Raw genomic sequence first — 26,333 nt, 5'->3', positions numbered from 1 at the left:
GATGGGCTGAATAAGTATCAATATTATTGAACTTAAATAGCAAATATATTTCTATATCTGCTATTTATTAGGGTTTTGCTAATCAGGAAACGGTTAATTAGAAAATAATGTATCCAATAATGGCGATCTAAATATGTGATGTGGATCGTGCTTCTGTAATGCTGAAACGGTTGAAGCCCAGTTGTTATCAGCAGGCAAACCATCAGTAAATGACGCTGGGATTGTTTTGGTTAATACTTCCTTATCTTCCCATGCAGTGTTAGAGCCATAAGCCCAACCTTTACTCCATTCAACACGAGCAGAGGCGTAAGAACCATCAAATTCGTTGAATAGCCATTGTTCAAATTGGTGGCAAAATTCAATGGAATAGGGTGTTTTTGGAAAGGTTAAGACATCAAGCCAAACGGCGACATCCCATTCTGGATGATCCAGACGAGGACGAATAGCGGATAAGCTGGGAACCGTTGCTCCTGTATGCATCACTTCAGCAGGATCATCTAACCCAGTAACCCTGACTTCAAGGGGGCCATTAATGGGATATTTTCCTTGGTTTGCATAGTGTTGTATTAATTTCTTCCATTGGGTATAAAACTTATTCAGCACAAGCTGGATATTTGTCCGTTGTGTTAATACTGCATAACCATTTGCCGTAACACGTAATGTGGTTGGTTTTACATATAACAATAAGTTTTTACTCCAACCCCAGATATCTTTTCCATTGTTTTGCAAGGCTGCATATATCAGTTCATATTGTATTTTACAGAAAAGAGGTGTTATCTGCGGGAAATTAGTAAGAATATCATTCACGATATCTGATAGGGTTGAGGAAATATTATCGGAAAATGGGTAGTTATAGGGGGCGTTAACTTCAATACTGGAAACAGGTTTAGTTGGTGCTACACTCCAGACTTTTAGCCACGGTGCTTTTGTAAAAGGGAATAAAATTATTTCGACCCGACCGCTTTTATCCAGAAAATAACTAAAAGTCCGCTTTTCATTTGAATTTTCTGGAAGGGAAAATAACTCATCTGCTGGGATATCGGTGAAACTTTGACAGCGAAGGCGTTGATTTTTACCTGCCTGAAATTGCACTTCTAAAATCAAAGCGCATCCGGCATGAGTTAATAGGGGGGCACAATCAGGTTCATCTCGTTCAAAACGTTTAACAATATATTGCTGGGTTTCTTTATCCCATACAACAGCAGACAGGGATAATATCGTATTACTCAGAGAGCCAAATATATGACCAGACAGTGGAATTTCGTCAATGGCTTTAATGGCAGTTCCGTGCCCGTTTATTGCGAGAACTGCGCCAAGTGTTAAATCACCAGGTGCAGGGGTAGCAGTAAAGCCTAACTCTTGTTCTTCCATCTGGGTCATTAATGTTTCCATCAATACGCCAGTTTGTGCAGTCACTATAGAAAATTGGGCACGATGCTCGATATTAACATAGGTGAAATACGAGGAAAGATCCATTAACATAATGTGATTCTTGAAATTTTTCCCTGATTCCAATATGAGTGGTGACCAATTATGTGATTGTCCGATAGGTCTTAATTTATAATTCTCTTTCCATGCCCAATTGACAACGGAAATCACTTCTTCAATGGTTTTTGGTATAGAGCACGGTATATTATCGGCGTGAATTTCTCCTGACCAATTTTTAAAGTTAATCATTTTCCAGGTTACTTCTTTGGGAAAATTGGGTAAGTCATATTCTATTTCGTTAATTATCTCTTTTTGTAAAGAAATATCTTCTTGTTTCAGTGGATCGAGTGATGGCATGTTCTATTTCCTTAGTTTTTGGTTTATAGGGATGACTTTTTAATATAAATTCAACAATATATTTATTTGTTAAGAATTATTTTATGGAAATGAAATACAGATCATCATTTGAGTGGACAGTTAATACTGTAAGTTGATAAATAGTAGATGTAAAAATATATCTGCTATTTATTTGATAACGTTATAACCTGCATTTTTTAATTCGAAATCTATAGGATATAAAATAAAAATCCATGATAAATTTTATAATTTATTGAAATAGATGGTAATATCACCTTTATAAAGCCTGAAAATGTGGATGATATAATCATATGACCTTTAATGTGACAGAGGAACTCTCTGACTTTACCCGACGTTATGTTGAATTATGGCAAGAGAAAACAGGGTTTCCACCAGCCAGCAGTGAGTTGTATGGCATACCTTCACCCTGTATCGAGCGCACGGGAGATGGTGTAGTGCATTGGCTTCCACAGCCGTTTTCTGCCCAAGAAAAGCTTAGCAAGGTAGAAACTGCACTGGAGATCCGTTTGCAGGATTCCATCCATGATTACTATGTGATGCAGTTTGCGGGAGATATGACTGCCAGTTTTGCAGGGCAAAATTTCAGCCTGATTCAGGTATGGAGTGAAGATGATTTTATTCGCTTGCAGGAAAACCTGATTGGCCATCTGATTACACAAAAACGATTAAAACTCTCGCCTACCGTCTTTATTGGGACGACTGATTCTGATATGGGGTTGATCTCTGTGTGTAATTTGACAGGGCAAGTGATTTTTGAACAGTTTGGTAGCCATGAAAGGGAAATTTTATCCACAAATTTAGTCAGTTTCCTTTCGGTTATCAATCCTGTTGTGTATGGTTGATTGCAGATATTGATTGGCTTTTTTGTAAGAGATATCTCACATTTCATGTGAGATATCTCTTTTAATCATAGAGTGAATATTAGTCAGTGAAATTATTTTTGTTCTATATCAATAATATGAATAATGTTACCTTAGTGTGAATTTTTCATATCTCTTACGATGTTTATTCAGTTGCTTGTTTCAAGAGTCTGGATCGTAGATCCTTTCACTGTTCTGCAAGGAACCATTGCAAAACAATAACCAAGGAATAAATCCATCAGGAAGATGGTACAAAGGATGATTAGGTACAGGCAGGAACGCTAAAAACTATCAGTATAATGATTGAATAAAGGATAGCTGACAAGGATGTATTTTGTCAGGGAAATCAGCAGGAAGCCCCCCAAGTAGCAGGATTGCTATGACAGCCACTCAAGAGGAGAGGGAAAATCTCTCCTCTTACTTCACTTCTATTTGCTTTTGACTATTTGCTTTTAGTTATTTCCTGTTAATTATTGCCGCAATTTTTCCTGCTGTAACTTTTCCGCTGAAATCGTATCAATGATACTCTTATGTCCCAATGACACGGTGACAATTTTTGTCATCCGAGCAACAGACAAGCATCAGACGAAACATCATGAGTATCGAGAAACAAGTTCTACATAAATTGCAATTAATTGAAGCCAGCATGAAAACGGTAGGTATATGGCAAAATTACCCGCCTAAACCAGAAGCCTTTGAAAGCACCAAACCTTTTTCCATTGATACTATGTCAGCAGAAGAGTGGCTCCAGTGGATATTAATTCCAAGGATGCGAGCCTTGATAGAACAAAAAGCCTGTTTGCCGACCGCATTTGCCATCGCACCGTATTTTGAAGAAGCTTATAAAGAAGAAGCAGAGCGTTTTTTTCCTTTACTGGAACACTTACGGGCATTGGACAACCTGTTTACGCAGGATGCCTGATATGCTGGAGATTATTTATCAGGATAAGCATATTGTCGCAGTGAATAAGCCGGCTGGATGGTTGGTTCACCGGAGCTGGCTGGCGCGCCATGAAACTGTTTTTGTGATGCAGACATTGCGTGATCAAATTGGACAGCATGTTTTCCCTGTCCACCGTCTGGACAGGCCAACATCGGGCGTTTTATTGATGGCGCTTTCAAGTGAAGTCGCCAGAATACTTGCACAACAATTTGAATTCCACGATATACAAAAAATGTATCACGCAGTTGTGCGGGGTTATGTGGAAGGTGATGATATTATCGACTATGCCCTAATGGAACAGTTGGATAAAATTGCGGATAAATTTGCTGATACAGATAGAGAAGCGCAATCAGCTGTTACTTATTACCGCTCATTGGCAAAAGTTGAGTGTCCGGTTGAGATAGGGCGTTATCCAACATCTCGTTTCAGTTTGTTGGAGCTGATGCCAAAAACCGGTCGTAAGCATCAATTGCGGCGGCATATGGCACATATTCGACACCCGATCATTGGGGATACCACGCACGGCGATTTGCGGCAAAATCGAGGAGTTGCTAAATATTATCAGACAGGCAGATTAATGTTGCATGCAAGTCACCTTCAACTCAAGCATCCTGTAACAGGAGAGAGCCTTCTCCTCACTGCGCGCTGGGATCAATCATGGCAGAATTTACTTGAGCAATTTGGCTGGCAGGGTATTGTACCTGATCTGGAATGTCTAACTATTCATGAATGAACGCAGTATAAAACCGATTAAAGAGATCAATATCTATGGCAAAGATTGGTGTTTTCGTTGGTACAGTTTATGGCAATGCGTTAGCGGTTGCGGAAGAAGCACAGCAGATACTTGAGCAGCAGGGGCATAAGGTTGAGGTTTTTGAAGATTCGACCTTAGAACAATGGCAAAAGTATTTGCAGGAAGTTGTCTTAGTAGTCACTTCGACGACAGGGCAAGGTGATCTACCGGATAATATCCAACCGCTCTATACAGAATTAAATGATAAGTTGGGCTACCAGCCCGATCTGAGCTATGGCGTGATTGCGCTAGGTGACAGTAGTTATGACACTTTCTGTGGTGGTGGCCGTACTTTTGATGACCTGTTACAGGAACAGGGAGCCAAACGAATCGGTGAGGTGCTACTGATTGATGCCATTGAGGTAGTTGAACCTGAAGTCTTTGCTCAAAACTGGATTAAGGAGTGGGGGACTTTGTTATAAGGAAATGCTCTACTACACCGCTTATGCCTTTATTGGATTGGAGAATTGGGAAGGATAAGCGGTGTATGACAAACTGATATAATTACTTACGGGTCAGCTTTTCCAAATCAGCTTCAATTTCTGCAATCTTATTTGCAACGACATGTTCGAGATGGCGTAAGTCGTCGAGGATTTTGCGTTGCAAATCCACTTCGATCTGATCATGTTTGCAAATCTGATCTAACTCTTCAATGACATAACGTAGGTTAGTGTTGATCTCTTTGACTTCTTTATAACCCTGGCTTGAGTGTTCGTCAGAGATGGTCTTTAACTGGCGTGGATACTTAAATTTAACGCTCTTGGCGAAAAATTCGCCTTTATCCTTGCGGAAATAAATCTTCAGAATGTCGTTATTCGCTTCCTGACGGAGACTATAGCGATCAATATCTTCAGGATGTGTGATCCCCAAACTTTTCAAGTTATCGTACATAGCGCGCCACCTAGTCATCTAAATGAAATGGAAAGGCCAAAAATAGTGGATTTATTATCCATTTCGTCATCGTTAAAAGTCAATTGGATAATGGGGATTGAGGGTATCCGTACAAAAATGAGAATAAATACGTTGCTTGAAATCGCCTATGAATATACATATGATTAGCTCATAATAATGATGGAGCTTTAATTGTGGATTATGAACATGGACTAGAGATCTTATTAGACCTTCATTGCCAAAGAGTTAATAGAGATGACGGTTACTGGTGGGAAATAAGAGCATAGACAATGCACATGCCATTTCTGCACCTAAAAAAGGAAAATATAAGGGACGTATAGTGTACGATCATATGCACAGAAATTCGCATGATAAAGGAGTACCCTATGAGTTTATGTCACCTTACCAATTAATTGAGGACTTTTTCGCTAAAATTGATGAAGTCATAGCTGAGAGAGAATCTAGAGGTTAGCAAAATGAAAGCACTCATCGGCGTAATGAATGAAGAACTTATTCGTAAACGTATATTGGCAATAGCTAAGGGTGAATATAAACCACAGCCAGATGAGCCTAAGGTTTGGTTTACATCCATGATAGCACTGGCACAAATATTGAGTGAAAACAATATTGCTTTACTTCGCATGATGGATGAACAGAAGCCAGAAACTATAGCCGAGCTTTCTGGGCTTTCAGGAAGAAAACCTAGCAATTTGTCAACTACGTTAAAAACACTTAATCGGCATGGTTTTGTACAGTTGGAAAAGAATGGAAAAAATGTCAAACCAATTGCTTTATTTACCGATTTTGAAATAAAGATTGAACAAGAGCTTATTGAAAGAATTATGAAAGCTTGTTCAAAAGGAAAAGAAGCGGCATGAATGTCAACAGCCACCCAATGGGTGGCCTTGTTATTTTTTTAATTTAATCAATATTTCTTAGCAGTTCATTAATACCTACTTTACCACGGGTCTTAGCATCAACCTTTTTCACGATAACAGCGCAATATAGGCTATAGCTGCCATCTTTCGACGGAAGATTACCGGATACGACGACGGAACCCGCGGGTACGCGACCATAATGGATTTCGCCGGTTTCGCGATCATAAATCTTGGTGCTTTGGCCGATGTAAACACCCATTGAGATCACGGAGCCTTCTTCTACGATAACGCCTTCTACAATCTCAGAGCGTGCGCCGATAAAACAATTGTCTTCAATGATGGTTGGGTTGGCCTGCAATGGTTCCAGGACACCGCCAATACCAACCCCACCGGATAAGTGAACATTTTTACCGATCTGTGCACAGGAACCAACTGTCGCCCAAGTATCTACCATTGTGCCTTCATCCACGTAAGCACCAAGGTTGACGTAAGACGGCATCAATACGGTATTGCGGGCGATATAAGCTCCCTGACGGACGGCCGCAGGAGGCACGACACGGAATCCTTCTTTTTCGAAACGAGCCTGATCATAGTCAGCAAATTTCATCGGAACTTTGTCGAAATAGCGGCTTTCAGCACCTTCCATCACTTGGTTGTTATTAATGCGGAAGGAAAGCAATACCGCTTTTTTCAGCCATTGATGAGTTACCCACTCTCCGTCGATTTTTTCAGCGACACGCAGTTTGCCACTGTCCAGCATTTGAATAACCTGATTAATGGCATCGCTGGTTGCGCTATCAACGGTAGTTGGGGTGATGTTAACGCGGTTTTCAAATGCATTTTCGATAGTCGTTTGTAATTGCTGCATAAGTATGCGGTTCCTAATTTCTGTTAAGAGAATCTTGTTGTAGTTTATCCTGTGTATCGAGGGCTTCTGTCAACCTTTCTGATAGTTCATCCCTTATTTTTTTATGTAATGCGTTTTGATCTTTATCCGCTAATACAAAAAAGTCTTCCACACGTTCACCAATAGTCGTAATACGGGCTCCATGTAAGAAAACACCCAATTCAGCGAAAATATTACCTACCCGCGCCAATAATCCAGGCTGATCCAATGCAACCAACTCCATATAAGTACGGCGAGCATTTTTTGTCGGTAAAAAGTTGACTTTGGTTGGGACATTAAAATGGCGCAACTTGGCGGGCAGGTTACGTGCTTTTGGTACTTTAGGATGCGGATCGTTCACGACTTTCAATAAAGCACGGCGGATAGGTTCGTGACGATCAAATGCCAGTGGATGGCCGTTAGGATCTAAAATAACAAAGGTATCCATCGCCATTTCATCCCGATTAGTGAAAATTTGGGCATCGTGGACACTTAAATTACGCTTGTCCAATTCCCCAACAACGGCGGCAAAAAGCGAAGGTCGATCTTGGCACCAAATAAAAATCTCTGTACCGCCGTGAGAGAATGCGGTACTGATCAAAACCATGGATTCCTGGGAGGGATGATGGATTAAGTGGCTGGCGTGCCATGCTAATTGATCAGGGGTATGGCGCAGGAAATAATCGGCATGACAACGGCTCCAGATATTGTGTAAACGCTGTTCGTCGATATTTTCTTGGCGCAGAAGAGCCAATGCTTGCAAGCGATTGTTACGGATACGTTCCCGTAAATCAGGGGTATTTTGAATACCCTGGCGCAATTGGGTTTTAGTAGCGAAATAGAGTTCACGTATCAGGCTCTGTTTCCAGCTATTCCACAGTTTAGCGTTAGTAGCGCAAATATCTGCGACGGTCAGGCAGACTAAGTAATTAAGGCGGTTTTGGTTTTTAACCTGGCTGGCAAATTGTTGGATGACTTCTGGATCTTGAATATCCCGACGCTGCGCAGTCACTGACATCAGCAGATGGTCGCGAACCAGCCATTCCACTAATTCAGCTTCGTGATTTGTCAGGCCATGCTGTTGTGCGAATGCGAAGGCATCTTTAGCGCCAAGCTCAGAATGATCGCCATTGCGTCCTTTGGCAATATCATGGAAAAAAGCTGCCAGCCGCAATAACTCTGGTTGCGGCAGGCGCGGATAAATTTCAACACACAGGGGATGGATCACACGGTTGTTTTCATCGGTAAAACTTTCCAGTTTTTGCAGTACGCGGATAGTGTGTTCATCAACGGTATAAGCATGAAAAAGGTCAAATTGCATTTGGCCAACAATATGACTCCAAAATGGCATATAAGCCCCTAAGACACTATGAAGGTGCATTGGGAGTAACGCCCCTGTAACAGCATAGGGATGGCGCAGAATATCCATGAAAATTTTTCGTGCTTCGGGGAGTTCGCACAACGGAGTGGTCAGATTTCTACGGGCATAGCGAAGCTGGCGCAATGTTGTGGAATAGATCCCTTCAATTTCACGATGTTCAGCCATGTGATAAAACATTCTTAATATTGAAGTGGGATCATGGCTAAACAGCGTTTCATCAATGAGATCGATACGGTTTCCCCGCAATTGAAACTCGGCGTTAAGAGTGCGTGGTTTCTCATTGGGTTGCAGCGCCAAAATGGCTTCATTAAACAGTTGCAACAGCATGTTATTTAGCTCACTGACGCGGCGGGTCATGCGATAGAAATCTTTCATCATTCGCTCGACAGGTTGATTTCTTTCCCCTTCATAACCGAGTAGTTGGGCGACACTAAACTGACGTTCGAACAGCAACCGGTTATCATAACGGGTAACAACCAAATGAAGTGCAAAACGGATACGCCAGAGAAAATTCTGGCATTCGTTCAATTCATTGCGTTCTTCCTGAGTCAGGAAACCAAAATTGACCATTTCATCTAAGGAAGTGGCACCAAAATGGCGATGGGCGACCCAAAGTAACGTGTGGATATCACGTAGCCCACCTGGGCTACTTTTGATATCGGGTTCCAGATTGTAACTGGTGCTGTGATAGCGTTGATGGCGTTCTTGTTGTTCAGTAATTTTGGCTGCGAAAAATTGGGCAGATGGCCAGAAATCATCACTGAAAATATATTTCTGCAAGCGTAGAAATAGCGGTAAATCCCCACAAATTAAGCGAGATTCAATGAGGTTAGTTGCGATAGTCGGGTCAGAAAGTCCTTTTTGCTGGCATTCTTCGAATGTCCTGACACTGTGGCCGACTTCAAGATGAATATCCCAGAGTAGGGCAATAAATTGTCCAAGACGAGTTGATTGCTCTTCAGTCAATGGCGATTCGCTCAGAATCAATAGGTCAATGTCAGAGAGAGGATGTAATTCGCGGCGACCATAGCCACCTACCGCAATCAGGGAAAAGGAATCGATCTGAGCAAATCCCTGTTCCTGCCATAATCTCTTTAAAAGTTGATCAATATAGTCACTGCGGGTGTAAATCAGTGCATCCGGTGAGATTCCTGCCTTGAATGCGTGTTCAAGCCATAGCTGGAATTCATCAATATGCTGTTTAAGGACAGGAAATTGCAGATCATCGTGGGAAAACTCCACAGGAGAAAGGGGCGGAACGGGTGCTTGTGCTAAGGAGATATCGACCGGCATATGCAGAAACCTATTGTGAGAAAGCCCGTGAGGAAGCAGACTGTGACCAGATTAAGATTACTGAGAAAATTATAGGATGAACAGGTATTATTGACAGAGATTAAAACTCCCCGTGGGTTGAAGGTAGCAGGGAGCTTATTGATTAAATTTAATAAATTGTGTTAGCTAGCTGGCAATTATGCGTTCACTAATACCGCTGAGATATGCGCTTCTTCTTCTTGGCGCCATGTCATGATTTCACAACCATTATCGGTAACGACAATAGTATGCTCGTACTGTGCAGACCAACCGCGATCTTTGGTTTTCACTGTCCAGCCATCTTTCATGGAGCGGATACGAAAATCACCGGCGTTGACCATCGGCTCAATGGTGAATGCCATGCCTTTTTGCAATATCACACCGCCATCATCAGCATCATAATGCAGAACATGAGGTTCTTCGTGGAAGCCTCTGCCGATACCGTGACCACAGTATTCGCGGACAACAGAGTAATCGTGACTTTCTACAAACTGCTGAATTGCTTTGCCAATGGTACGCAGACGGATGCCGGGTTTAACCATTTTTAGGGCAAGGTATAAGCTTTCCTGAGTGACGCGACACAGGCGCTCACCTTGAATGGTTGGTTTGCCGACAATGAACATTTTAGAAGTATCACCGTGGAACTCATTTTTGATGACTGTCACGTCAATATTGACGATATCACCTTCTTTCAGGGCTTTATCATCGCTTGGAATACCGTGGCAAACCACGTCATTGACAGAGATACATACGGATTTAGGAAATCCGTGGTAGCCCAGACAAGCCGAGATAGCCTGTTGTTTTTCGGTAATATGCTTGTGGCAGATACGATCAAGTTCACCTGTAGTGACACCAGCCTTAACGTAAGGCTCAATCATTTCCAGAACTTCGGCGGCCAGACGTCCGGCAACCCGCATTTTCTGAATGTCTTCTTCTGTTTTGATAGAGATAGCCATGAAATGGGTCCATTTAAGTCGGAAAATCACCGACTACTTGATATTAATTAAGGAAAGTGTTGCCGGTAATGGTATCAGCCCACCGAATGGATGCCAATATAACCCGCATCAGTAGCCGTAATAAACGTAATTGTAACAAACATAGCTGTAACAAATGTTGGAGTCTGGTGGTGGTTTATGGTATAAAGCGCGCCGGTATTCTGCGTAATTGTTTCTGATGTGATGCAATTCGTCAGGGATACTAAATAAACTCATTATGTGTAAATAACACACACGGATCGGCACATACACCGGGGTGCTCTTATGCGGTTAACTCATTGATATGAATTGCCCGCAGCTAAGGAGTCGGTGTTATGGGATCTGTGGAGGCATAACCCCAATTAACTTTATAGAGGTCTAAAATGGCAACTGTTTCCATGCGCGATATGCTGCAAGCGGGCGTTCACTTCGGTCACCAGACTCGTTACTGGAACCCAAAAATGAAACCTTTCATCTTTGGTGCTCGTAACAAAGTTCATATCATCAATCTGGAAAAAACTGTTCCAATGTTCAACGGTGCTTTGGCAGAGCTGAACAAAATCGCTTCCCGTAAAGGTAAAATTCTGTTTGTTGGCACCAAGCGTGCTGCTAGCGAAGCAGTAAAAGAAGCAGCATTGAGCTGTGACCAATACTTCGTTAACCACCGTTGGTTGGGTGGTATGCTGACTAACTGGAAAACTGTTCGTCAGTCAATCAAACGTTTGAAAGATCTGGAAGTTCAGTCTCAGGACGGTACTTTTGACAAGCTGACTAAAAAAGAAGCGCTGATGCGTTCTCGTGAGCTTGGCAAACTGGAAAACAGCCTGGGCGGTATCAAAGACATGGGCGGCCTGCCTGATGCGCTGTTTGTTATCGACGCTGAACACGAACACATTGCTATCAAAGAAGCAAATAACCTGGGTATCCCTGTATTCGCTATCGTTGATACCAACTCTGATCCAGATGGCGTTGACTTCATCATCCCTGGTAACGACGATGCAATCCGTGCAGTTAAACTGTACCTGACTGCGGCAGCTACCGCTGTTCGTGAAGGTCGTTCTCAAGATCTGGCTGTTCAGGCTGAAGAAGGTCTTGTAGACGCTGAATAATAAGGCCTGCTCATTTTGTTTGAGCCCTTATTGACCAGGTATTGAAATATATTGGTTAGGGGGCCTGTTATGGCCCCCTTTACCTATCTGGTATAGAACTATTATCTGATATAGAACTTTCCACGCGGAATATTATCTTCCCGCGAGACACATCGAGGAATAAAACAAATGGCTGACATTACCGCTGCTCTGGTAAAAGAACTGCGTGAGCGTACTGGCGCAGGCATGATGGAATGTAAAAAAGCACTGGTTGAAGCAAATGGTGATATCGAACTGGCTATCGATAACATGCGTAAATCAGGTCAGGCAAAAGCGGCTAAGAAAGCAGGCCGTGTTGCTGCTGAAGGTGTTATTCTGGTTGAAGTTGCGGCTGATGCTAAATTCGCAGCTATCGTTGAACTGAACTGTGAAACTGACTTCGTTGCTAAAGATTCTGGTTTCCTGGCGTTCGGTAAAGAAGTTATCACTTCTGTTATGGCAGATAAAAACGCTGACATCGACGCACTGAAAGCGAAGTTCGAAGAGCAGCGCACTGGCCTGGTAGCGAAAATTGGTGAGAACATCAATATTCGTCGCGTTGCTATTCTGGAAGGTGAAGCGGTTGGTTCTTACCTGCACGGTTCCCGTATCGGTGTTCTGGTTGCTGCTGAAGGCGCAAACGAAGAACTGATCAAACACATCGCAATGCACGTTGCAGCAAGCAAACCAGAATACGTGAACCCAACTGACGTTCCTGCTGACGTTGTTGAGCGTGAGCATCAGATCCAGTTGGACATCGCAATGCAGTCTGGTAAGCCTCGCGAAATCGCAGAGAAAATGGTTTCTGGCCGTATGAACAAATTCACCGGCGAAATCTCTCTGACTGGCCAGAACTTCGTGATGGACCCAAGTAAATCTGTTGGCGATCTGCTGAAAGAAAACAATGCTAAGGTTATCAACTTCATCCGCTTCGAAGTTGGTGAAGGTATTGAGAAAGTTGAAGCTGATTTTGCAGCAGAAGTTGCTGCAATGAGCAAACAGTCTTAATTTTCTTGAACGGAGCCGCCGGTTGGCGGTTCTGTTTTATCTCATGATGAGTTTTTACATCTGGGCTGTATAGCGCGGATGTGTAGTAGTTGAGTAAATCATAATCGATCCCCAATAATCCTTATCTGCTTAGGACTGAACACCATGGCAACCAATGCAAAACCCGTATATCAGAGAATCCTGCTTAAGCTCAGTGGAGAAGCCTTGCAAGGCGCAGAAGGTTTTGGTATCGACGCCAGTGTCTTAGACCGCATGGCTCAGGAAATCAAAGAACTGGTTGAGCTGGGTATTCAGGTCGGTGTCGTTATTGGAGGAGGTAACCTGTTTCGTGGTGCCGGTTTGGCAGAAGCAGGAATGAACCGTGTAGTAGGCGACCACATGGGTATGTTGGCGACTGTGATGAATGGTCTGGCAATGCGTGATGCTTTGCACCGTGCTTATGTGAATGCTCGTTTAATGTCTGCCATCCCATTGAATGGCGTGTGTGACAATTATAGCTGGGCTGAGGCGATCAGCTTACTGCGTCACGGTCGTGTTGTTATTTTCTCTGCGGGTACTGGCAACCCGTTCTTTACGACCGATTCCGCTGCATGTCTGCGTGGCATTGAAATCGAAGCGGATGTTGTGTTAAAAGCAACCAAAGTTGATGGCGTTTATTCTGCTGATCCTGCAAAAGATCCTGAAGCCGTTCTCTACAATAAGCTCGCTTATCAGGAAGTATTGGAGCGTGAATTGAAAGTGATGGATCTGGCAGCTTTTACGCTGGCTCGTGACCATAACCTGCCAATTCGTGTCTTTAATATGAACAAACCAGGCGCACTTCGTCGTGTTGTGATGGGGGAAAGTGAAGGTACGTTGATTTCTCATGGCTGATTTTTCACCGTTCGTGCTCAGAGACATTGGTGAAATTTGACGGTATGATCAGCATCCTGATGCGCCAAATTTAATGACACAGGGTCACATATGTCGTAGCGTATTCGATTCACTTATCTATGATTTACGCAGTGTGGCCTAAAAAATAACCATCTCCCAAGGGTTTGTAACGTGATTAATGAAATCCAGAAAGACGCACAAGACCGCATGGAAAAAAGCGTCGAAGCACTGAAAAATCAAATTAGCAAGGTTCGTACTGGCCGTGCTTCTCCTAGCCTGTTGGATGGCATCAGCGTTGAATATTATGGCGCTGCGACCCCATTGCGTCAGATTGCAAACGTCGTTGCAGAAGATGCCCGCACTTTGGCGATCACCGTATTTGATCGTTCTATGACCGCAGCGGTTGAAAAAGCCATTATGGCTTCTGATCTGGGTCTTAACCCATCTTCTGCCGGAACCATTATTCGTGTTCCATTGCCACCACTGACAGAAGAACGCCGTAAAGATCTCATTAAAGTTGTGCGTGGAGAAGCGGAGCAGGGTCGTGTTTCCATCCGTAATATTCGCCGTGATGCGAACGATAAGGTCAAGGCACTGTTGAAAGACAAAGAAATCAGTGAAGATGAAGAACGTCGTTCACAAGATGAAATTCAGAAACTGACTGATAGCTTCATTAAGAAAATCGATGAGGCACTGGCAAATAAAGAAACTGAGTTGATGGATTTCTAATTGCCGTTTCATGCATACAACGCCGCAGCTCTTGCGGCGTTGTTCTTATCCTGGATATTACACTTCGTATCACATTTCTTTCTCAAGCGATGGACATAGCGATCTGCACCGCTCAAACTATGACAGTTTTCTGTTGCGATTTTCCATTGCAATTTTATATCAGTAGCATACTTAGAGTATTAAAATGAAACGGTTAACTATTCTTGGCTCAACGGGTTCGATTGGGAAAAGTACGCTTTCTGTTGTCCGCAATAACCCGGAGAAATTCAGTGTCATCGCACTGGTTGCTGGGAAAAATATTGAAGTCATGGCACAGCAATGTTTGGAATTCCACCCACAATATGTAGCAATGGCAGATGAGCAGTCAGCAAAATCTCTGCGTCAGTTATTGCAGGAGCAAGGAAGCCAGACCGAAGTGTTGTTTGGTGAAGACGCTATTTGTGATTTAGCTGCATTGGAAGACGTCGATCAAGTCATGTCAGCCATTGTTGGCGTCGCAGGTTTATTGCCGACTTTGGCCGCTATCCGCAAGGGTAAACAAGTTCTGCTGGCTAACAAAGAATCTTTGATTACCAGTGGCCGTCTGTTTATGGATGCAGTTGTTCAATATAAAGCGCAATTGCTGCCAATTGATAGCGAACATAATGCCATTTTCCAGAGTCTGCCGCAGGGAGTTCAGTACAATCTTGGCAAGGCAGATTTAAAAGAGCACGGTATTTCCAGCATTATCCTGACGGGATCGGGTGGGCCATTCCGCAAGACGCCTTTGGAGAAGCTGCCTACCGTTACTCCAGATGAAGCATGTGCTCATCCTATTTGGTCAATGGGACGTAAAATTTCTGTGGATTCTGCTACCATGATGAACAAAGGATTGGAATATATCGAAGCGCGTTACCTGTTCAATGCGTCCGCAGATGAAATGGAGGTATTATTGCATCCCCAATCGGTTATTCATTCGATGGTTCGTTACCAGGATGGCAGCATCATCGCACAACTGGGAACGCAGGATATGTGTACCCCAATCGCTTATGCGATGGCTTATCCTAATCGTATCTCATCTGGGGCAAAGCCATTAGATTTTACTGAATTGAGTATGCTTACTTTTGAGTCTCTGGATTATCAGCGTTATCCTTGTTTGAAACTGGCGATTGAAGCTTGTCACCAGGGGCAGGCAGCAACAACAGCGTTGAATGCAGCAAATGAAGAAACCGTTGATGTTTTTTTGCAAGGTGGAATCCGTTTCACAGATATTGCGACAATTAATCGGTTGGTCGTTGAAAAAGTAAATTTATCTGAACCTCAAAGTATCGAAGAGGTCTTAGAAATCGATAATATAGCCAGAGCCTTAGCGAGAGAAGCCATAAGCACCTTCGCCAAATAGCAAGTCTTATTAATAAGTATAGGTTTGCTTTTTAGCAAATGATATAGTTCGCGGGTAAATTACAGTTGTTATAATAGCCGTTTCAATTATCTGGTGCTTGCATTCTAATCATAGATAAACGTAGGTATATCAGAGACAAAGGCTTTCATTCAGTCGTGCCAGAAGTAGCCGTGCTATCCGTGATAATTGTTGACACGCGACACGGCTTTTTCATGTAGAAGTGATTGAGTTTACCAAAAAAGTCAGCTTAGTTATTTAAGGATTATTTTGAGTGATATCTCCCAGTGATAGTGACTCATTACCAACGTTACCCAGACATGTCGCCATCATTATGGATGGTAACGGTCGTTGGGCAAAAAAACGGGGTAAATTGAGAGTCTTTGGCCACCGTGCAGGAATTAAAGCCGTACGAAGTGCCGTGAGTTTTTCAGTGAAACATAATATTAATTCACTGACGCTATATGCTTTTAGCAGCGAAAACTGGAATCGTCCACAGCAGGAAGTCAGTTCATTGATGGAGTTGTTTGTTTTTGCTCTCGATAATGAAGTAAAAAGCCTGCATAAACACAATGTGAAATTGTCTGTGATTGGTGATCTTAGTCGTTTTAGTTCACGGTTACAGGAGCGTATCTGCCGTTCTGTAGAATTAACAGCGGGCAATACCGGATTGCAGCTTAATATTGCTGCTAACTATGGCGGTCGTTGGGATCTGGTTCAGAGTTTTAAACAAATTGCTGAAAAAATTGAAGCCAATGAATTGGCTCCTGAAGAGATTACCGAAGCTACAGTTGATAATTTCATCAACTTAAGTCAACAGCCTGAAGTGGATCTAGTGATTAGGACTGGCGGTGAACATCGTATCAGTAACTTTCTGCTATGGCAGATCGCTTATGCAGAATTCTATTTTACCGATATACTTTGGCCTGATTTTGATGAAACTGTTTTTGAAGGTGCGATTAATGCCTTTGCCAAACGAGAACGCCGATTTGGCGGAACAACAGACGATGCCGAAGTGGGATCATAGGAGGAGAACTTGCTGAAGTACCGTCTTTTAACTACGTTGATATTGATTCCACTTGTTATTGTAGCTCTGTTTTTTCTCCCCCCAGCAGGATTTGGGCTGGTTGTCATTGCTGTTTCAGCACTTGCTGCATGGGAATGGGGGCAATTTGCAGGTCTCTTCACTCAAGTTAAACGTATTACGCTGGCTGTGTTATTTGCTGTAGGGTTATTGGCTTTGCAGTACTCTTTGTCGGATTTTTCTCATCTTATTGAAAAACCACAAATTATATACCTATTGTGGGTCGGCATGCTTTGGTGGGTGGCCGCCATTTTATTGGTGGTGACTTACCCGTCTTCTGCTTCCATCTGGAAAGCCTCGGTTGCCTTGCGACTGCTATTCGGGGTTCTGACTATCGTGCCATTTTATTGTGGGATGATGGTACTGCGTACCCAGGGCTATGAAAATAATCCCTATGATGGCGCATGGTGGTTACTGTACGTCATGCTGTTGGTATGGGCTGCCGATTCAGGCGCTTATATTTTTGGTCGTACAATGGGTAAACATAAAATGGCCCCAAAAGTATCCCCAGGTAAAACGCTTGAGGGGCTGGTGGGTGGGTTATTAACGGCTGCATTGATTTCGTGGTTGTTCGGTAAATTTGCCCCTGTCCCTGCGATGCCGGAACATTTGTTGCTGATTTCTGCGGTGGTGGTGATTGCCTCGGTCTTTGGTGATTTGACTGAAAGTATGTTCAAGCGGGAATCTGGGATCAAAGACAGCAGTCAATTGATTCCAGGGCATGGCGGTGTCATGGATAGGGTTGATAGTCTAACTGCGGCAGTTCCAGTGTTTGCTGGGCTGGTTATGTTGATTTCTTCTGGATTTACTCTCTGAAGGTACGTAATGGATATTCTCTGGAATCTGGCTGCATTTATTGTTGCTTTGGGTGTTCTCATCACAGTGCATGAGTTTGGTCATTTTTGGGTTGCCAGACGATGCGGTATCTATGTTGAACGCTTTTCCATTGGATTTGGCAAGGTGCTTTGGCGTCGTACAGATAAACAGGGAACCGAATACGTTATCGCTCTTATTCCCCTTGGTGGATATGTCAAAATGCTCGACGAGCGGGTTGGAGACGTGGCTCCCGAACGTCGTCATATGGCATTTAATAACAAAACTATTGGCCAGCGCGCGGCAGTTATCAGTGCTGGGCCAATCGCAAACTTCATTCTGGCGGTGATCGCTTATTGGCTGGTTTTTGTGATTGGCGTGCCATCTGTGCGTCCGGTAGTGTTGGATGTTAAGCCAAATTCGATTGCTGCACAGGCAAATGTTTTGCCTGGAATGGAACTAAAAGCCGTTAATGGTATCGAAACTCCTGATTGGAATTCAGTACGTCTTGCCATGGTAGGTAAAGTGGGTGCAACATCGGTAACTATGGATGTCTTGCCTTTGAATGCGCTTGACAGTGTTCAGAAGACACTGGATTTGAGTCAATGGAGTTTCGATCCTTCCAGGCAGGATGTTTTGCTGTCTTTGGGAATTATGCCCGTTGTACCGCGGCTTAGTTCGCAAGTAGAAAAAGTTTATCCTGCTTCAGCCGCTGAAAAAGCGGGTTTACAAAGTGGGGATAGGATCGTTAAAGTCAACGATCAAGATGTAGATGTATGGCACACTTTTTCATCTTTTGTCAGGAAGAATCCTGATGTTCCTCTAAAATTGGACGTTGCGAGAGCTGGGGGAATGATCTCCTTGTCTCTGACTCCTGAAGTCAAAAAATTATCCAATGGCCGTGAGGAGGGGTTTGCTGGCACCGAACTGAAAATCATTCCACTGGCGGATGAATACAAAGTTATTCAGCAATATGGACCTTTTTCTGCCATTTATGAGGCAGGAGGCAAGACTTGGCAATTAATGAAGCTGACTGTCAATATGATCGGCAAATTGATTGTGGGTGACTTAAAACTTAATAACCTAAGCGGCCCAATTTCCATTGCCAAAGGTGCCGGAGTATCGGCTGATTCTGGCTTGGTGTATTATTTAATGTTTCTGGCGCTGATTAGCGTCAATCTTGGGATCATTAATTTGTTCCCATTACCTGTACTAGATGGTGGACACTTGCTTTTCCTTGCTATCGAAAAGATCAAGGGAAAGCCAGTCTCCGAGCGTGTACAAGACTTCAGTTATCGCATTGGTGCTATGTTACTGGTGTTATTAATGGGGCTTGCACTTTTCAATGATTTCTCCCGCTTTTAAGGTGGGAGACCGGTTAGGAAAACGCATAACAACGATGGCGATGAAAAAGTTGCTCATAGCGTCGCTGCTGCTCGGCAGCGCCACTGCATACGGTTCAGACGGATTCGTGGTTCAGGACATTCACTTTGAGGGTCTTCAACGCGTCACCGTTGGTGCAGCATTACTGAACATGCCAGTTCGAGTGGGTGATTCGGTTAGTGATGAAGATATTAGCCGCACGATTCATTCATTGTTCGCAACTGGAAACTTTGAAGATGTTCGTGTCTTACGTGATGGCAATTCACTTGTTGTTCAGGTAAAAGAACGGCCAACCATCGCCAGCATTACTTTCACCGGCAACAAATCGGTGAAAGATGATATGCTCAAGCAAAACCTTGAGGCCTCTCGTGTTCGTGTTGGTGAAGCGCTCGACCGCACTATGCTGTCCAATATTGAGAAGGGGTTGGAGGATTTCTATTACAGTGTGGGTAAATACAACGCGACAGTAAAAGCCGTTGTCACGCCACTGCCCCGCAACCGTGTTGATTTGAAGCTCATTTTCTCTGAAGGGGTTTCTGCCAAGATCCAACAAATTAATATTGTTGGCAATAAGGCTTTCTCAACCGATGTGCTGCTTAACCAGTTTCAACTGAGGGATGATGTTCCCTGGTGGAACATGACAGCTGATCAGAAATACCAGAAACAAAAATTGGCAGGTGACCTTGAAACCTTGCGCAGTTTTTATCTTGATCGAGGCTATGCGCGTTTCAATATTGATTCGACTCAAGTTAACCTGACGCCAGATAAGAAAGGTATTTATATCACGGTCAATATCACCGAAGGCGATCAGTACAAAATTTCAGGTGTTGATTTGAATGGTAATTTAGCTAGTTACCAGTCCCAAATCGAAGAGCTGACTAAAATCGAACCAGGATCGTTGTATAACGGTGCAGAAGTGACCAAAATGGAAACCGCCATCAAAAACCTGCTTGGTCGTCACGGTTATGCCTATCCTCGCGTAATGACACAACCTGAAATCAACGACACTGATAAGACGGTTAAGTTGAATGTGAATGTTGATGCTGGCAATCGCTTCTACGTGCGTAAAATTCGTTTTTCAGGCAACGATGTGAGTAAAGATTCAGTATTACGCCGTGAAATGCGTCAAATGGAAGGCTCCTGGCTGGGGAGTGATTTGGTTGAGCAGGGTAAAGAACGCCTAAATAGACTAGGGTATTTTGACTCTGTTGATGTGGAAACGGAACGTGTACCGGACAGTCCAGATCAGGTTGACGTGGTTTACAAAGTCAAAGAACGCAATACTGGCTCGATGAACTTTGGTGTTAGTTTCGGCACAGAAAGCGGCATGGGTTTCCAGGTTGGCCTCCAACAAGCCAACTGGCTGGGAACAGGGAACTCAGTGAGCATCAACGCCAGTAAAAATGATTATTCAACATCGGCCGATTTATCTATGACTGACCCTTATTTCACTGTCAATGGTGTAAGTTTGGGTGGGCGGGTGTTCTATAACGATTTCCGTGCCGATGATGCCGATCTTTCGAATTACACCAATAAAGCCTACGGTACTGAGGGAACGCTCGGCTTCCCATTGAATGAAAATAACGGCCTGTCGTTTAGACTGGGTTATATACATAACGCGTTGTCTAATATGCGACCACAGCGTGCGATGTGGCGTTATTGGAATAAAATGGGTAAGCATCCAAACTTTAAAGACAAGGCGCAGTTTGACTCCAATGATTTCACCGTCACTGTAGGGTGGGTTTACAACAATCTTGACCGTGGTTTCTTCCCGACATCTGGCATGAAATCCTCCCTGGATGCGAAAGTGACCATTCCTGGTTCAGATAACCAGTTCTATAAAGTCACTTGGAACTTATCGGGTTATTACCCTCTGGATGATGATCGTTCATGGGTACTGATGGGACGTACACGTCTGGGATATGGCGGCGGTTTTGGTGGCAAGGAAATGCCATTCTATGAAAACTTCTATGCCGGTGGTTCCAAAAATGTTCGTGGTTTCCGCCCGAATACTGTTGGTCCGAAAGCGATTTATTTGACGACGGATAAAGCAGGTAATCCTACTCCAGAGAAAAATAGCCCATCCCGCGATGCGGTGGGTGGTAATGCGACTGCGGTTGCGAGTTTCGAACTAATTACCCCGACACCGTTCCTGGATGCGAAATATGCCAACTCTCTGCGAACGTCGCTATTTGTAGATGCGGGAACGGTGTGGGATACCAACTGGGATAAGACTTACGCTGGGATGCCAGACTACAGCAAGCCAAATAATATCCGCGTTTCAGCCGGTATTGCTCTGCAATGGATGTCACCATTAGGGCCATTGAGCTTCTCTTATGCGCAGCCAATTAAGAAGTACGCAGGTGATAGAGCAGAACAGTTCCAGTTCGATATTGGCGGGGTTTGGTAATTATTAATCATTTTTGGTAAAAATCGCCCTATTATTAATATGTAAAAATAGCGTAGGTCAAAGGAGTTTATAGTGAAGAAAATATTGTGTGCAGCAAGTTTGGGTCTAGCGTTAGCGTTCTCTGCGGGTGTACAGGCGGCAGATAAAATTGCTTTAGTGAACGTTGCTGAAGTTTTCCAACAGTTACCTGCCCGCGAAGCTGTGGCAAAACAATTGGAAAATGAGTTTAAAGGCCGCGCAACCGAATTGCAGAGTATGGAATCTGATTTGCAAACTAAAATCCAAAAATTACAGCGTGATGGCTCAACCATGAAAGCCAGTGAACGCGAAAAATTGGAAAAAGAAGTGATGGCGAAACGTGATGACTTTGCTCAGAAAGCACAAAGTTTTGAAAACGACAACCGCCATCGTCAGATGGAAGAACGCAATAAAATTCTGAACCGTATTCAAGATGCAGTTAAAGTGGTTGCAGGCAAAGAAGGTTACGATCTTGTTCTGGATGCGAGTACCGCAGTGTATTCTGCGTCTGGTAAAGATATTACTGCAGAAGTACTGAAACAGGTTAAGTAAGTAGATGGTTTCAATTCGATTGGCTGATCTCGCTCAGCAGTTGAATGCGCAATTGCGCGGTGATGGCGATATCGTCATCACCGGTATTGCACCGATGTATTCAGCAAATAACGAGCAAATTACATTTTTATCTGACAGTCGTTATACTGACAAACTTGCTACCTGTCAGGCTGCGGCTGTTGTACTGCGCGAAGCAGATCTCCCTCACTGCAAGGTTGCTGCATTGGTTGTTAATGATCCTTACCTTGCCTATGCACGCATGGCGCAAATTATGGATACAACCCCGAAACCTGCACAGGATATCCACCCATCAGCAGTTATCTCCCCTGAGGCGGTACTGGGCAAAAATGTGGCGGTGGGTGCAAATGCAGTTATCGAATCCGGCGTTATGCTTGGTGATAATGCTATCGTTGGTGCAGGTTGTTTTATTGGAAAAAATGCGCAGATTGGTGCAGGAACCCGTCTTTGGGCCAATGTATCGATATACCATAATGTTGAAATTGGTGAGTTGTGTTTGATCCAATCGGGGACTGTTATAGGTTCTGATGGTTTTGGTTATGCCAATGAGCGTGGAAATTGGGTTAAAATTCCACAGTTAGGCACAGTGATCATCGGAGATCGCGTTGAAATCGGTGCTTGCACGACAATTGATCGCGGCGCATTGGATAACACAGTCATCGGTAATGGTGTTATCATAGACAATCAATGTCAGATTGCCCACAACGTGACAATTGGAGACAACACAGCAGTGGCTGGCGGAGTCATTATGGCGGGCAGTTTGAAAATTGGCCGTTACTGTATGATTGGTGGAGCCAGTGTCATCAATGGACACATGGAAATCTGTGACAAAGTGACCGTGACGGGTATGAGCATGGTGATACGTCCAATTACAGAGCCTGGCGTATACTCGTCGGGATTCCCGTCACAACCGAACAAAGTTTGGCGCAAGACTGCCGCTTTAGTCATGAACATCAATGAGATGAATAAGCGCTTGAAGTCAGTTGAACGCCAACTGAAAGGTGAAAACGAGTAATCATACCCGCATCTTGGATCGACATTTTTGATTAAACGTTTTTAGTTAGCATTTTTGGTTGTGCTTTTGATTTTTGCGGCCTGCCTGATAACTCTGAATTTGGAGTTAACGCAGGCCGTGTCGTTAATATTATGATTCTTATATGACAGGAAGAGTATTTAGATGAGTGATAATCATACTCTGCAAATTGAAGAGATTTTAAATTTACTGCCTCACCGCTACCCATTTTTGTTGGTAGACCGCGTCTTAGATTTTGAGGAAGGTAAATTTTTGCGCGCAGTCAAGAATGTATCATTTAATGAACCATTCTTTCAGGGGCATTTCCCCGGTAAGCCTATTTTTCCTGGTGTCTTGATCCTCGAAGCAATGGCTCAAGCTACCGGCATTCTGGCGTTCAAAAGTGTTGGATCACTGGAGCCAGGTGAATTGTATTACTTTGCAGCGATTGATGGCGCCCGCTTCAAGCGTCCGGTTCTGCCTGGTGATCAAATGGTCATGGAAGTCGAATTTATTAAAGAACGTCGCGGAGTTGCGCGTTTCAGAGGCGTAGCGAAAGTCGATGGAGAAGTGGCTTGCGAAGCTGAAATGATGTGTGCTCGCCGTCGTGAGGCTTAATCCATGATTGATCAGACTGCTGTTATTCACCCCTCTTCCATTGTTGAAGAGGGTGCTGTTATTGGTGCCAATGTTCGCATTGGCCCATTTTGTTATATCGGTGCCCAAGTTGAGATTGGTGAAGGGACTGAATTGAAATCCCATGTTGTGGTTAATGGCATAACCAAGATTGGCCGCGATAACCAAATTTATCAATTTGCTTCTATCGGTGAGGTCAATCAGGATCTCAAATATCAAGGTGAACCCACCCGCGTTGAAATTGGTGACCGTAATCGTATCCGTGAAAGTGTTTCTATCCACAGAGGCACTGTTCAGGGTGGGGGCGTGACTAAAGTTGGTAGTGACAATCTGTTGATGATCAACGCCCATATTGCCCATGATTGCATCGTTGGTGATCGTTGTATCATTGCGAACAATGGTACATTAGGCGGGCATGTTATTCTGGGTGATTACGTCATTATTGGTGGAATGACGGCTGTGCATCAATTCTGTCAAATTGGTTCCCACGTGATGGTTGGTGGTTGTTCTGGCGTTGCCCAGGATGTTCCTCCTTACATCATTGCACAGGGAAACCATGCAACACCTTTCGGATTGAATATCGAAGGTTTGAAGCGTCGTGGGTTTGACAAAGAATCACTGCATGCTATCCGTAATGCCTATAAGATGCTTTATCGCAGCGGAAAAACATTGGAAGAAGCCAGACAAGAAATTGATCTACAAGCGGAAAACAACCCGCATGTAAAAGTATTCAGTGATTTTCTGGAACATTCCGCAAAATCCAGCCGTGGCATCATTCGTTAATAAGTAGATGAAGGATACTCCTTTGACTACCTTTTCTTCTGTTGATAATCAGCGCCCGCTGACAATTGGTTTAGTCGCCGGAGAAACATCCGGTGATATCCTTGGAGCAGGGTTGATTCGTGCATTGAAAGCAAAAATTCCGCACGCCCGCTTTGTGGGTGTTGCTGGCCCTCTTATGCAGGCAGAAGGTTGTGAAGCCTGGTATGAGATGGAAGAACTGGCAGTAATGGGGATCGTTGAAGTTCTGGGACGTTTGCCCCGTTTGCTGAAAATACGCAAAGACTTAACCGCACGTTTTACTGCGTTGAAGCCTGATGTGTTTATTGGCATTGATGCGCCTGACTTTAACATTACTCTGGAAGGCAGGCTTAAACAGCAGGGAATCAAAACGATCCATTATGTTAGCCCATCGGTATGGGCCTGGCGTCAGAAACGTGTGTTTAAAATTGGTCAGGCAACGGATTTGGTATTAGCATTTTTACCTTTCGAAAAAGCCTTTTATGATCGATTTAACGTTCCATGTCGATTTATTGGGCACACAATGGCAGATGCGATGCCTTTGCAAACCGATAAAGCAACCGCCAGAAAAATTTTGAATATTCCATTAGCTGCTCATTGCCTGGCAATATTGCCTGGTAGTCGTCATGCTGAAGTAGAGATGCTAAGTACTGACTTCTTAAAAACCGCACAACTATTGCGGGAAAAATTTCCCGACTTGCATGTATTGGTTCCTTTGGTTAATGCCAAACGGCGTGAACAATTTCAGCGCATTAAAAACGAGATAGCACCAGATTTGTTGCTCCATTTATTGGATGGTAACGCTCGTGAAGCCATGATTGCCAGTGATGCTACTTTACTTGCATCCGGTACGGCTGCATTGGAATGTATGCTGGCCAAATGCCCAATGGTGGTGGGCTATAGAATGAACCCTTTTACATTCTGGCTGGCAAAACGCCTGGTGAAGACACCCTATGTTTCCTTGCCTAACTTGCTGGCAGGCAAAGAATTAGTCAAAGAATTACTACAGGATGAATGTGAACCACAGGCGTTATCAGAGGCATTGTTGCCTCTTTTGCAAGGTGGTGCTGATGTGGAAGCGTTGAAACAAACGTTCTTGCATTTGCATGAAAGCATTCGCTGCGATGCCGATGAAAAGGCTGCGCAAGCCGTTTTGGAATTAGCGAGAAGATGATGGATTTTATTTATCCACAGGCGAATTTGATTGCCGGTGTTGATGAAGTTGGGCGTGGCCCATTGGTAGGGGCTGTAGTGACTGCGGCGGTTATTCTTGATCCGTCTAAACCCATTGCAGGCTTGATGGATTCGAAAAAACTCACGGAAAAACGCCGTGAAGTGCTGTATTGGGAAATAAAAGAGAAAGCCTTGTGTTGGAGCCTTGGTCGTGCAGAGCCGGAAGAGATCGATCAGCTTAACATCCTCCATGCCACAATGCTGGCTATGCAAAGGGCTGTTCAGGGATTGGCGCTCATACCGGATTATGTTTTGATTGATGGCAATCGATGTCCGGCATTAGCCATGCCAGCTCAAGCTGTCGTCAAGGGCGATAGCCTGGTTGCAGAAATAAGCGCTGCTTCTATTCTTGCCAAAGTAACACGTGACAGGGAAATGGCAGAACTGGGTAAACAGTTCCCTGACTACGGATTTGCGAAACACAAAGGTTATCCTACAGCTCTTCATTTGGAAAAATTGGCTTCTTTGGGCGCTACGGAGCATCATCGTAAGAGTTTTGCGCCAGTTAAACGGGCGTTAGGTCTTGGATAAAATC

Annotated in this window: 25 protein-coding genes; 20 read left to right on the top strand and 5 right to left on the bottom strand. The window is 43.8% G+C overall.

Features of this window, described 5'->3' with window-relative positions; all coding sequences use genetic code 11:
• Positions 1–93: 93 nt before the first annotated feature.
• Entirely contained in the window at positions 94–1,785 is a 1,692-nt protein-coding gene (locus tag Xentx_RS11190) for a cholesterol oxidase substrate-binding domain-containing protein (RefSeq protein WP_074020325.1), read from the bottom strand.
• Between the two features lie 311 nt (positions 1,786–2,096).
• Between Xentx_RS11190 and syd the strand changes: the two genes are divergently transcribed.
• From syd to Xentx_RS11170, 4 genes are all read left to right on the top strand, one after another.
• Entirely contained in the window at positions 2,097–2,648 is a 552-nt protein-coding gene (gene syd / locus Xentx_RS11185; protein WP_074020324.1) for a SecY-interacting protein, read from the top strand.
• A gap of 613 nt (positions 2,649–3,261) precedes the next feature.
• Complete coding sequence (locus Xentx_RS11180; RefSeq protein ID WP_074020323.1) at positions 3,262–3,588, top strand: YqcC family protein; 327 nt, start codon at positions 3,262–3,264, stop codon at positions 3,586–3,588.
• A gap of 1 nt (position 3,589) precedes the next feature.
• Entirely contained in the window at positions 3,590–4,342 is a 753-nt protein-coding gene (gene truC / locus Xentx_RS11175; protein ID WP_074020322.1) for a tRNA pseudouridine(65) synthase TruC, read from the top strand.
• Between the two features lie 35 nt (positions 4,343–4,377).
• A complete protein-coding gene (locus Xentx_RS11170) occupies positions 4,378–4,824 on the top strand; it encodes a flavodoxin (RefSeq protein ID WP_074020321.1) in 447 nt (148 codons plus the stop codon).
• Between the two features lie 82 nt (positions 4,825–4,906).
• Here the strand turns inward: Xentx_RS11170 and Xentx_RS11165 are convergent, their stop codons facing one another.
• Complete coding sequence (locus Xentx_RS11165) at positions 4,907–5,293, bottom strand: DUF3461 family protein (protein ID WP_074020320.1); 387 nt, start codon at positions 5,291–5,293, stop codon at positions 4,907–4,909.
• Between the two features lie 476 nt (positions 5,294–5,769).
• Between Xentx_RS11165 and Xentx_RS11155 the strand changes: the two genes are divergently transcribed.
• Positions 5,770–6,171, top strand: coding sequence for an HVO_A0114 family putative DNA-binding protein (locus Xentx_RS11155; RefSeq protein WP_074020319.1), 402 nt, complete (start codon positions 5,770–5,772; stop codon positions 6,169–6,171).
• Between the two features lie 43 nt (positions 6,172–6,214).
• Here Xentx_RS11155 and dapD read toward each other — a convergent pair whose 3' ends face one another.
• The 3 genes from dapD to map form a co-directional block, all read right to left on the bottom strand.
• Positions 6,215–7,039, bottom strand: coding sequence for a 2,3,4,5-tetrahydropyridine-2,6-dicarboxylate N-succinyltransferase (gene dapD / locus Xentx_RS11150; RefSeq protein WP_074020318.1), 825 nt, complete (start codon positions 7,037–7,039; stop codon positions 6,215–6,217).
• Positions 7,040–7,052: 13 nt separating this feature from the next.
• Positions 7,053–9,731 (bottom strand): bifunctional uridylyltransferase/uridylyl-removing protein GlnD, encoded by a 2,679-nt coding sequence (glnD, locus tag Xentx_RS11145; RefSeq protein WP_074020317.1) that lies wholly within the window; start codon positions 9,729–9,731, stop codon positions 7,053–7,055.
• A gap of 176 nt (positions 9,732–9,907) precedes the next feature.
• A complete protein-coding gene (gene map, locus Xentx_RS11140; protein ID WP_074020316.1) occupies positions 9,908–10,705 on the bottom strand; it encodes a type I methionyl aminopeptidase in 798 nt (265 codons plus the stop codon).
• A gap of 401 nt (positions 10,706–11,106) precedes the next feature.
• Between map and rpsB the strand changes: the two genes are divergently transcribed.
• From rpsB to rnhB, 15 genes are all read left to right on the top strand, one after another.
• The gene (rpsB, locus tag Xentx_RS11135; protein WP_074020315.1) at positions 11,107–11,832 is read left to right on the top strand and encodes a 30S ribosomal protein S2; all 726 of its coding nucleotides are present in this window, start codon (positions 11,107–11,109) and stop codon (positions 11,830–11,832) included.
• A gap of 168 nt (positions 11,833–12,000) precedes the next feature.
• Positions 12,001–12,858 carry a translation elongation factor Ts gene (gene tsf / locus Xentx_RS11130; protein WP_074020314.1) on the top strand — a complete coding sequence of 286 codons (858 nt, stop codon included), beginning with the start codon at positions 12,001–12,003 and terminating at the stop codon, positions 12,856–12,858.
• A gap of 144 nt (positions 12,859–13,002) precedes the next feature.
• A complete protein-coding gene (pyrH, locus tag Xentx_RS11125; RefSeq protein WP_074020313.1) occupies positions 13,003–13,731 on the top strand; it encodes a UMP kinase in 729 nt (242 codons plus the stop codon).
• A gap of 171 nt (positions 13,732–13,902) precedes the next feature.
• Positions 13,903–14,460 carry a ribosome recycling factor gene (gene frr / locus Xentx_RS11120; RefSeq protein ID WP_074020312.1) on the top strand — a complete coding sequence of 186 codons (558 nt, stop codon included), beginning with the start codon at positions 13,903–13,905 and terminating at the stop codon, positions 14,458–14,460.
• A 184-nt stretch (positions 14,461–14,644) separates the two neighbouring features.
• The gene (gene ispC / locus Xentx_RS11115; protein WP_074020311.1) at positions 14,645–15,841 is read left to right on the top strand and encodes a 1-deoxy-D-xylulose-5-phosphate reductoisomerase; all 1,197 of its coding nucleotides are present in this window, start codon (positions 14,645–14,647) and stop codon (positions 15,839–15,841) included.
• Positions 15,842–16,172: 331 nt separating this feature from the next.
• A complete protein-coding gene (gene uppS / locus Xentx_RS11110) occupies positions 16,173–16,865 on the top strand; it encodes a polyprenyl diphosphate synthase (RefSeq protein ID WP_244149856.1) in 693 nt (230 codons plus the stop codon).
• A 9-nt stretch (positions 16,866–16,874) separates the two neighbouring features.
• On the top strand, positions 16,875–17,738 hold the full coding sequence (gene cdsA / locus Xentx_RS11105) for a phosphatidate cytidylyltransferase (RefSeq protein WP_074020309.1): 864 nt from the start codon (positions 16,875–16,877) through the stop codon (positions 17,736–17,738).
• 9 nt (positions 17,739–17,747) lie between these two features.
• Positions 17,748–19,100 (top strand): sigma E protease regulator RseP, encoded by a 1,353-nt coding sequence (gene rseP, locus Xentx_RS11100; protein WP_074020308.1) that lies wholly within the window; start codon positions 17,748–17,750, stop codon positions 19,098–19,100.
• Positions 19,101–19,134: 34 nt separating this feature from the next.
• Entirely contained in the window at positions 19,135–21,528 is a 2,394-nt protein-coding gene (bamA, locus tag Xentx_RS11095; RefSeq protein ID WP_074020358.1) for an outer membrane protein assembly factor BamA, read from the top strand.
• Positions 21,529–21,600: 72 nt separating this feature from the next.
• Positions 21,601–22,098: a molecular chaperone Skp gene (gene skp / locus Xentx_RS11090; RefSeq protein ID WP_074020307.1), complete on the top strand. Its 498-nt coding sequence runs from the start codon at positions 21,601–21,603 to the stop codon at positions 22,096–22,098.
• 4 nt (positions 22,099–22,102) lie between these two features.
• On the top strand, positions 22,103–23,131 hold the full coding sequence (gene lpxD, locus Xentx_RS11085) for a UDP-3-O-(3-hydroxymyristoyl)glucosamine N-acyltransferase (protein WP_074020306.1): 1,029 nt from the start codon (positions 22,103–22,105) through the stop codon (positions 23,129–23,131).
• A gap of 162 nt (positions 23,132–23,293) precedes the next feature.
• The gene (fabZ, locus tag Xentx_RS11080) at positions 23,294–23,746 is read left to right on the top strand and encodes a 3-hydroxyacyl-ACP dehydratase FabZ (protein WP_074020305.1); all 453 of its coding nucleotides are present in this window, start codon (positions 23,294–23,296) and stop codon (positions 23,744–23,746) included.
• A gap of 3 nt (positions 23,747–23,749) precedes the next feature.
• Positions 23,750–24,547: an acyl-ACP--UDP-N-acetylglucosamine O-acyltransferase gene (lpxA, locus tag Xentx_RS11075; RefSeq protein ID WP_074020304.1), complete on the top strand. Its 798-nt coding sequence runs from the start codon at positions 23,750–23,752 to the stop codon at positions 24,545–24,547.
• A gap of 7 nt (positions 24,548–24,554) precedes the next feature.
• The gene (gene lpxB, locus Xentx_RS11070; RefSeq protein WP_074020303.1) at positions 24,555–25,739 is read left to right on the top strand and encodes a lipid-A-disaccharide synthase; all 1,185 of its coding nucleotides are present in this window, start codon (positions 24,555–24,557) and stop codon (positions 25,737–25,739) included.
• A complete protein-coding gene (gene rnhB / locus Xentx_RS11065; RefSeq protein WP_074020357.1) occupies positions 25,739–26,329 on the top strand; it encodes a ribonuclease HII in 591 nt (196 codons plus the stop codon). The genes lpxB and rnhB overlap by 1 nt, the downstream gene beginning before the upstream one ends.
• Positions 26,330–26,333 lie beyond the last annotated feature (4 nt).

Source organism: Xenorhabdus thuongxuanensis (assembly GCF_001908095.1).
Classification (GTDB): domain Bacteria; phylum Pseudomonadota; class Gammaproteobacteria; order Enterobacterales; family Enterobacteriaceae; genus Xenorhabdus; species Xenorhabdus thuongxuanensis.
Note: the sequence above shows the minus strand (reverse complement) of the source record. Positions and strands in the feature narration are given on the sequence as shown.

Bases quoted from the DNA above. Each gene is read 5' to 3' on its own strand.
- Xentx_RS11190 (WP_074020325.1), bottom strand. From the start codon at position 1,785: ATGCCATCACTCGATCCACTGAAACAAGAAGATATTTCTTTACAAAAA.
- syd (WP_074020324.1), top strand. From the start codon at position 2,097: ATGACCTTTAATGTGACAGAGGAACTCTCTGACTTTACCCGACGTTAT.
- Xentx_RS11180 (WP_074020323.1), top strand. From the start codon at position 3,262: ATGAGTATCGAGAAACAAGTTCTACATAAATTGCAATTAATTGAAGCC.
- truC (WP_074020322.1), top strand. From the start codon at position 3,590: ATGCTGGAGATTATTTATCAGGATAAGCATATTGTCGCAGTGAATAAG.
- Xentx_RS11170 (WP_074020321.1), top strand. From the start codon at position 4,378: ATGGCAAAGATTGGTGTTTTCGTTGGTACAGTTTATGGCAATGCGTTA.
- Xentx_RS11165 (WP_074020320.1), bottom strand. From the start codon at position 5,293: ATGTACGATAACTTGAAAAGTTTGGGGATCACACATCCTGAAGATATT.
- Xentx_RS11155 (WP_074020319.1), top strand. From the start codon at position 5,770: ATGAAAGCACTCATCGGCGTAATGAATGAAGAACTTATTCGTAAACGT.
- dapD (WP_074020318.1), bottom strand. From the start codon at position 7,039: ATGCAGCAATTACAAACGACTATCGAAAATGCATTTGAAAACCGCGTT.
- glnD (WP_074020317.1), bottom strand. From the start codon at position 9,731: ATGCCGGTCGATATCTCCTTAGCACAAGCACCCGTTCCGCCCCTTTCT.
- map (WP_074020316.1), bottom strand. From the start codon at position 10,705: ATGGCTATCTCTATCAAAACAGAAGAAGACATTCAGAAAATGCGGGTT.
- rpsB (WP_074020315.1), top strand. From the start codon at position 11,107: ATGGCAACTGTTTCCATGCGCGATATGCTGCAAGCGGGCGTTCACTTC.
- tsf (WP_074020314.1), top strand. From the start codon at position 12,001: ATGGCTGACATTACCGCTGCTCTGGTAAAAGAACTGCGTGAGCGTACT.
- pyrH (WP_074020313.1), top strand. From the start codon at position 13,003: ATGGCAACCAATGCAAAACCCGTATATCAGAGAATCCTGCTTAAGCTC.
- ispC (WP_074020311.1), top strand. From the start codon at position 14,645: ATGAAACGGTTAACTATTCTTGGCTCAACGGGTTCGATTGGGAAAAGT.
- uppS (WP_244149856.1), top strand. From the start codon at position 16,173: ATGGATGGTAACGGTCGTTGGGCAAAAAAACGGGGTAAATTGAGAGTC.
- rseP (WP_074020308.1), top strand. From the start codon at position 17,748: ATGGATATTCTCTGGAATCTGGCTGCATTTATTGTTGCTTTGGGTGTT.
- bamA (WP_074020358.1), top strand. From the start codon at position 19,135: ATGGCGATGAAAAAGTTGCTCATAGCGTCGCTGCTGCTCGGCAGCGCC.
- lpxD (WP_074020306.1), top strand. From the start codon at position 22,103: ATGGTTTCAATTCGATTGGCTGATCTCGCTCAGCAGTTGAATGCGCAA.
- fabZ (WP_074020305.1), top strand. From the start codon at position 23,294: ATGAGTGATAATCATACTCTGCAAATTGAAGAGATTTTAAATTTACTG.
- lpxA (WP_074020304.1), top strand. From the start codon at position 23,750: ATGATTGATCAGACTGCTGTTATTCACCCCTCTTCCATTGTTGAAGAG.
- lpxB (WP_074020303.1), top strand. From the start codon at position 24,555: ATGAAGGATACTCCTTTGACTACCTTTTCTTCTGTTGATAATCAGCGC.
- rnhB (WP_074020357.1), top strand. From the start codon at position 25,739: ATGGATTTTATTTATCCACAGGCGAATTTGATTGCCGGTGTTGATGAA.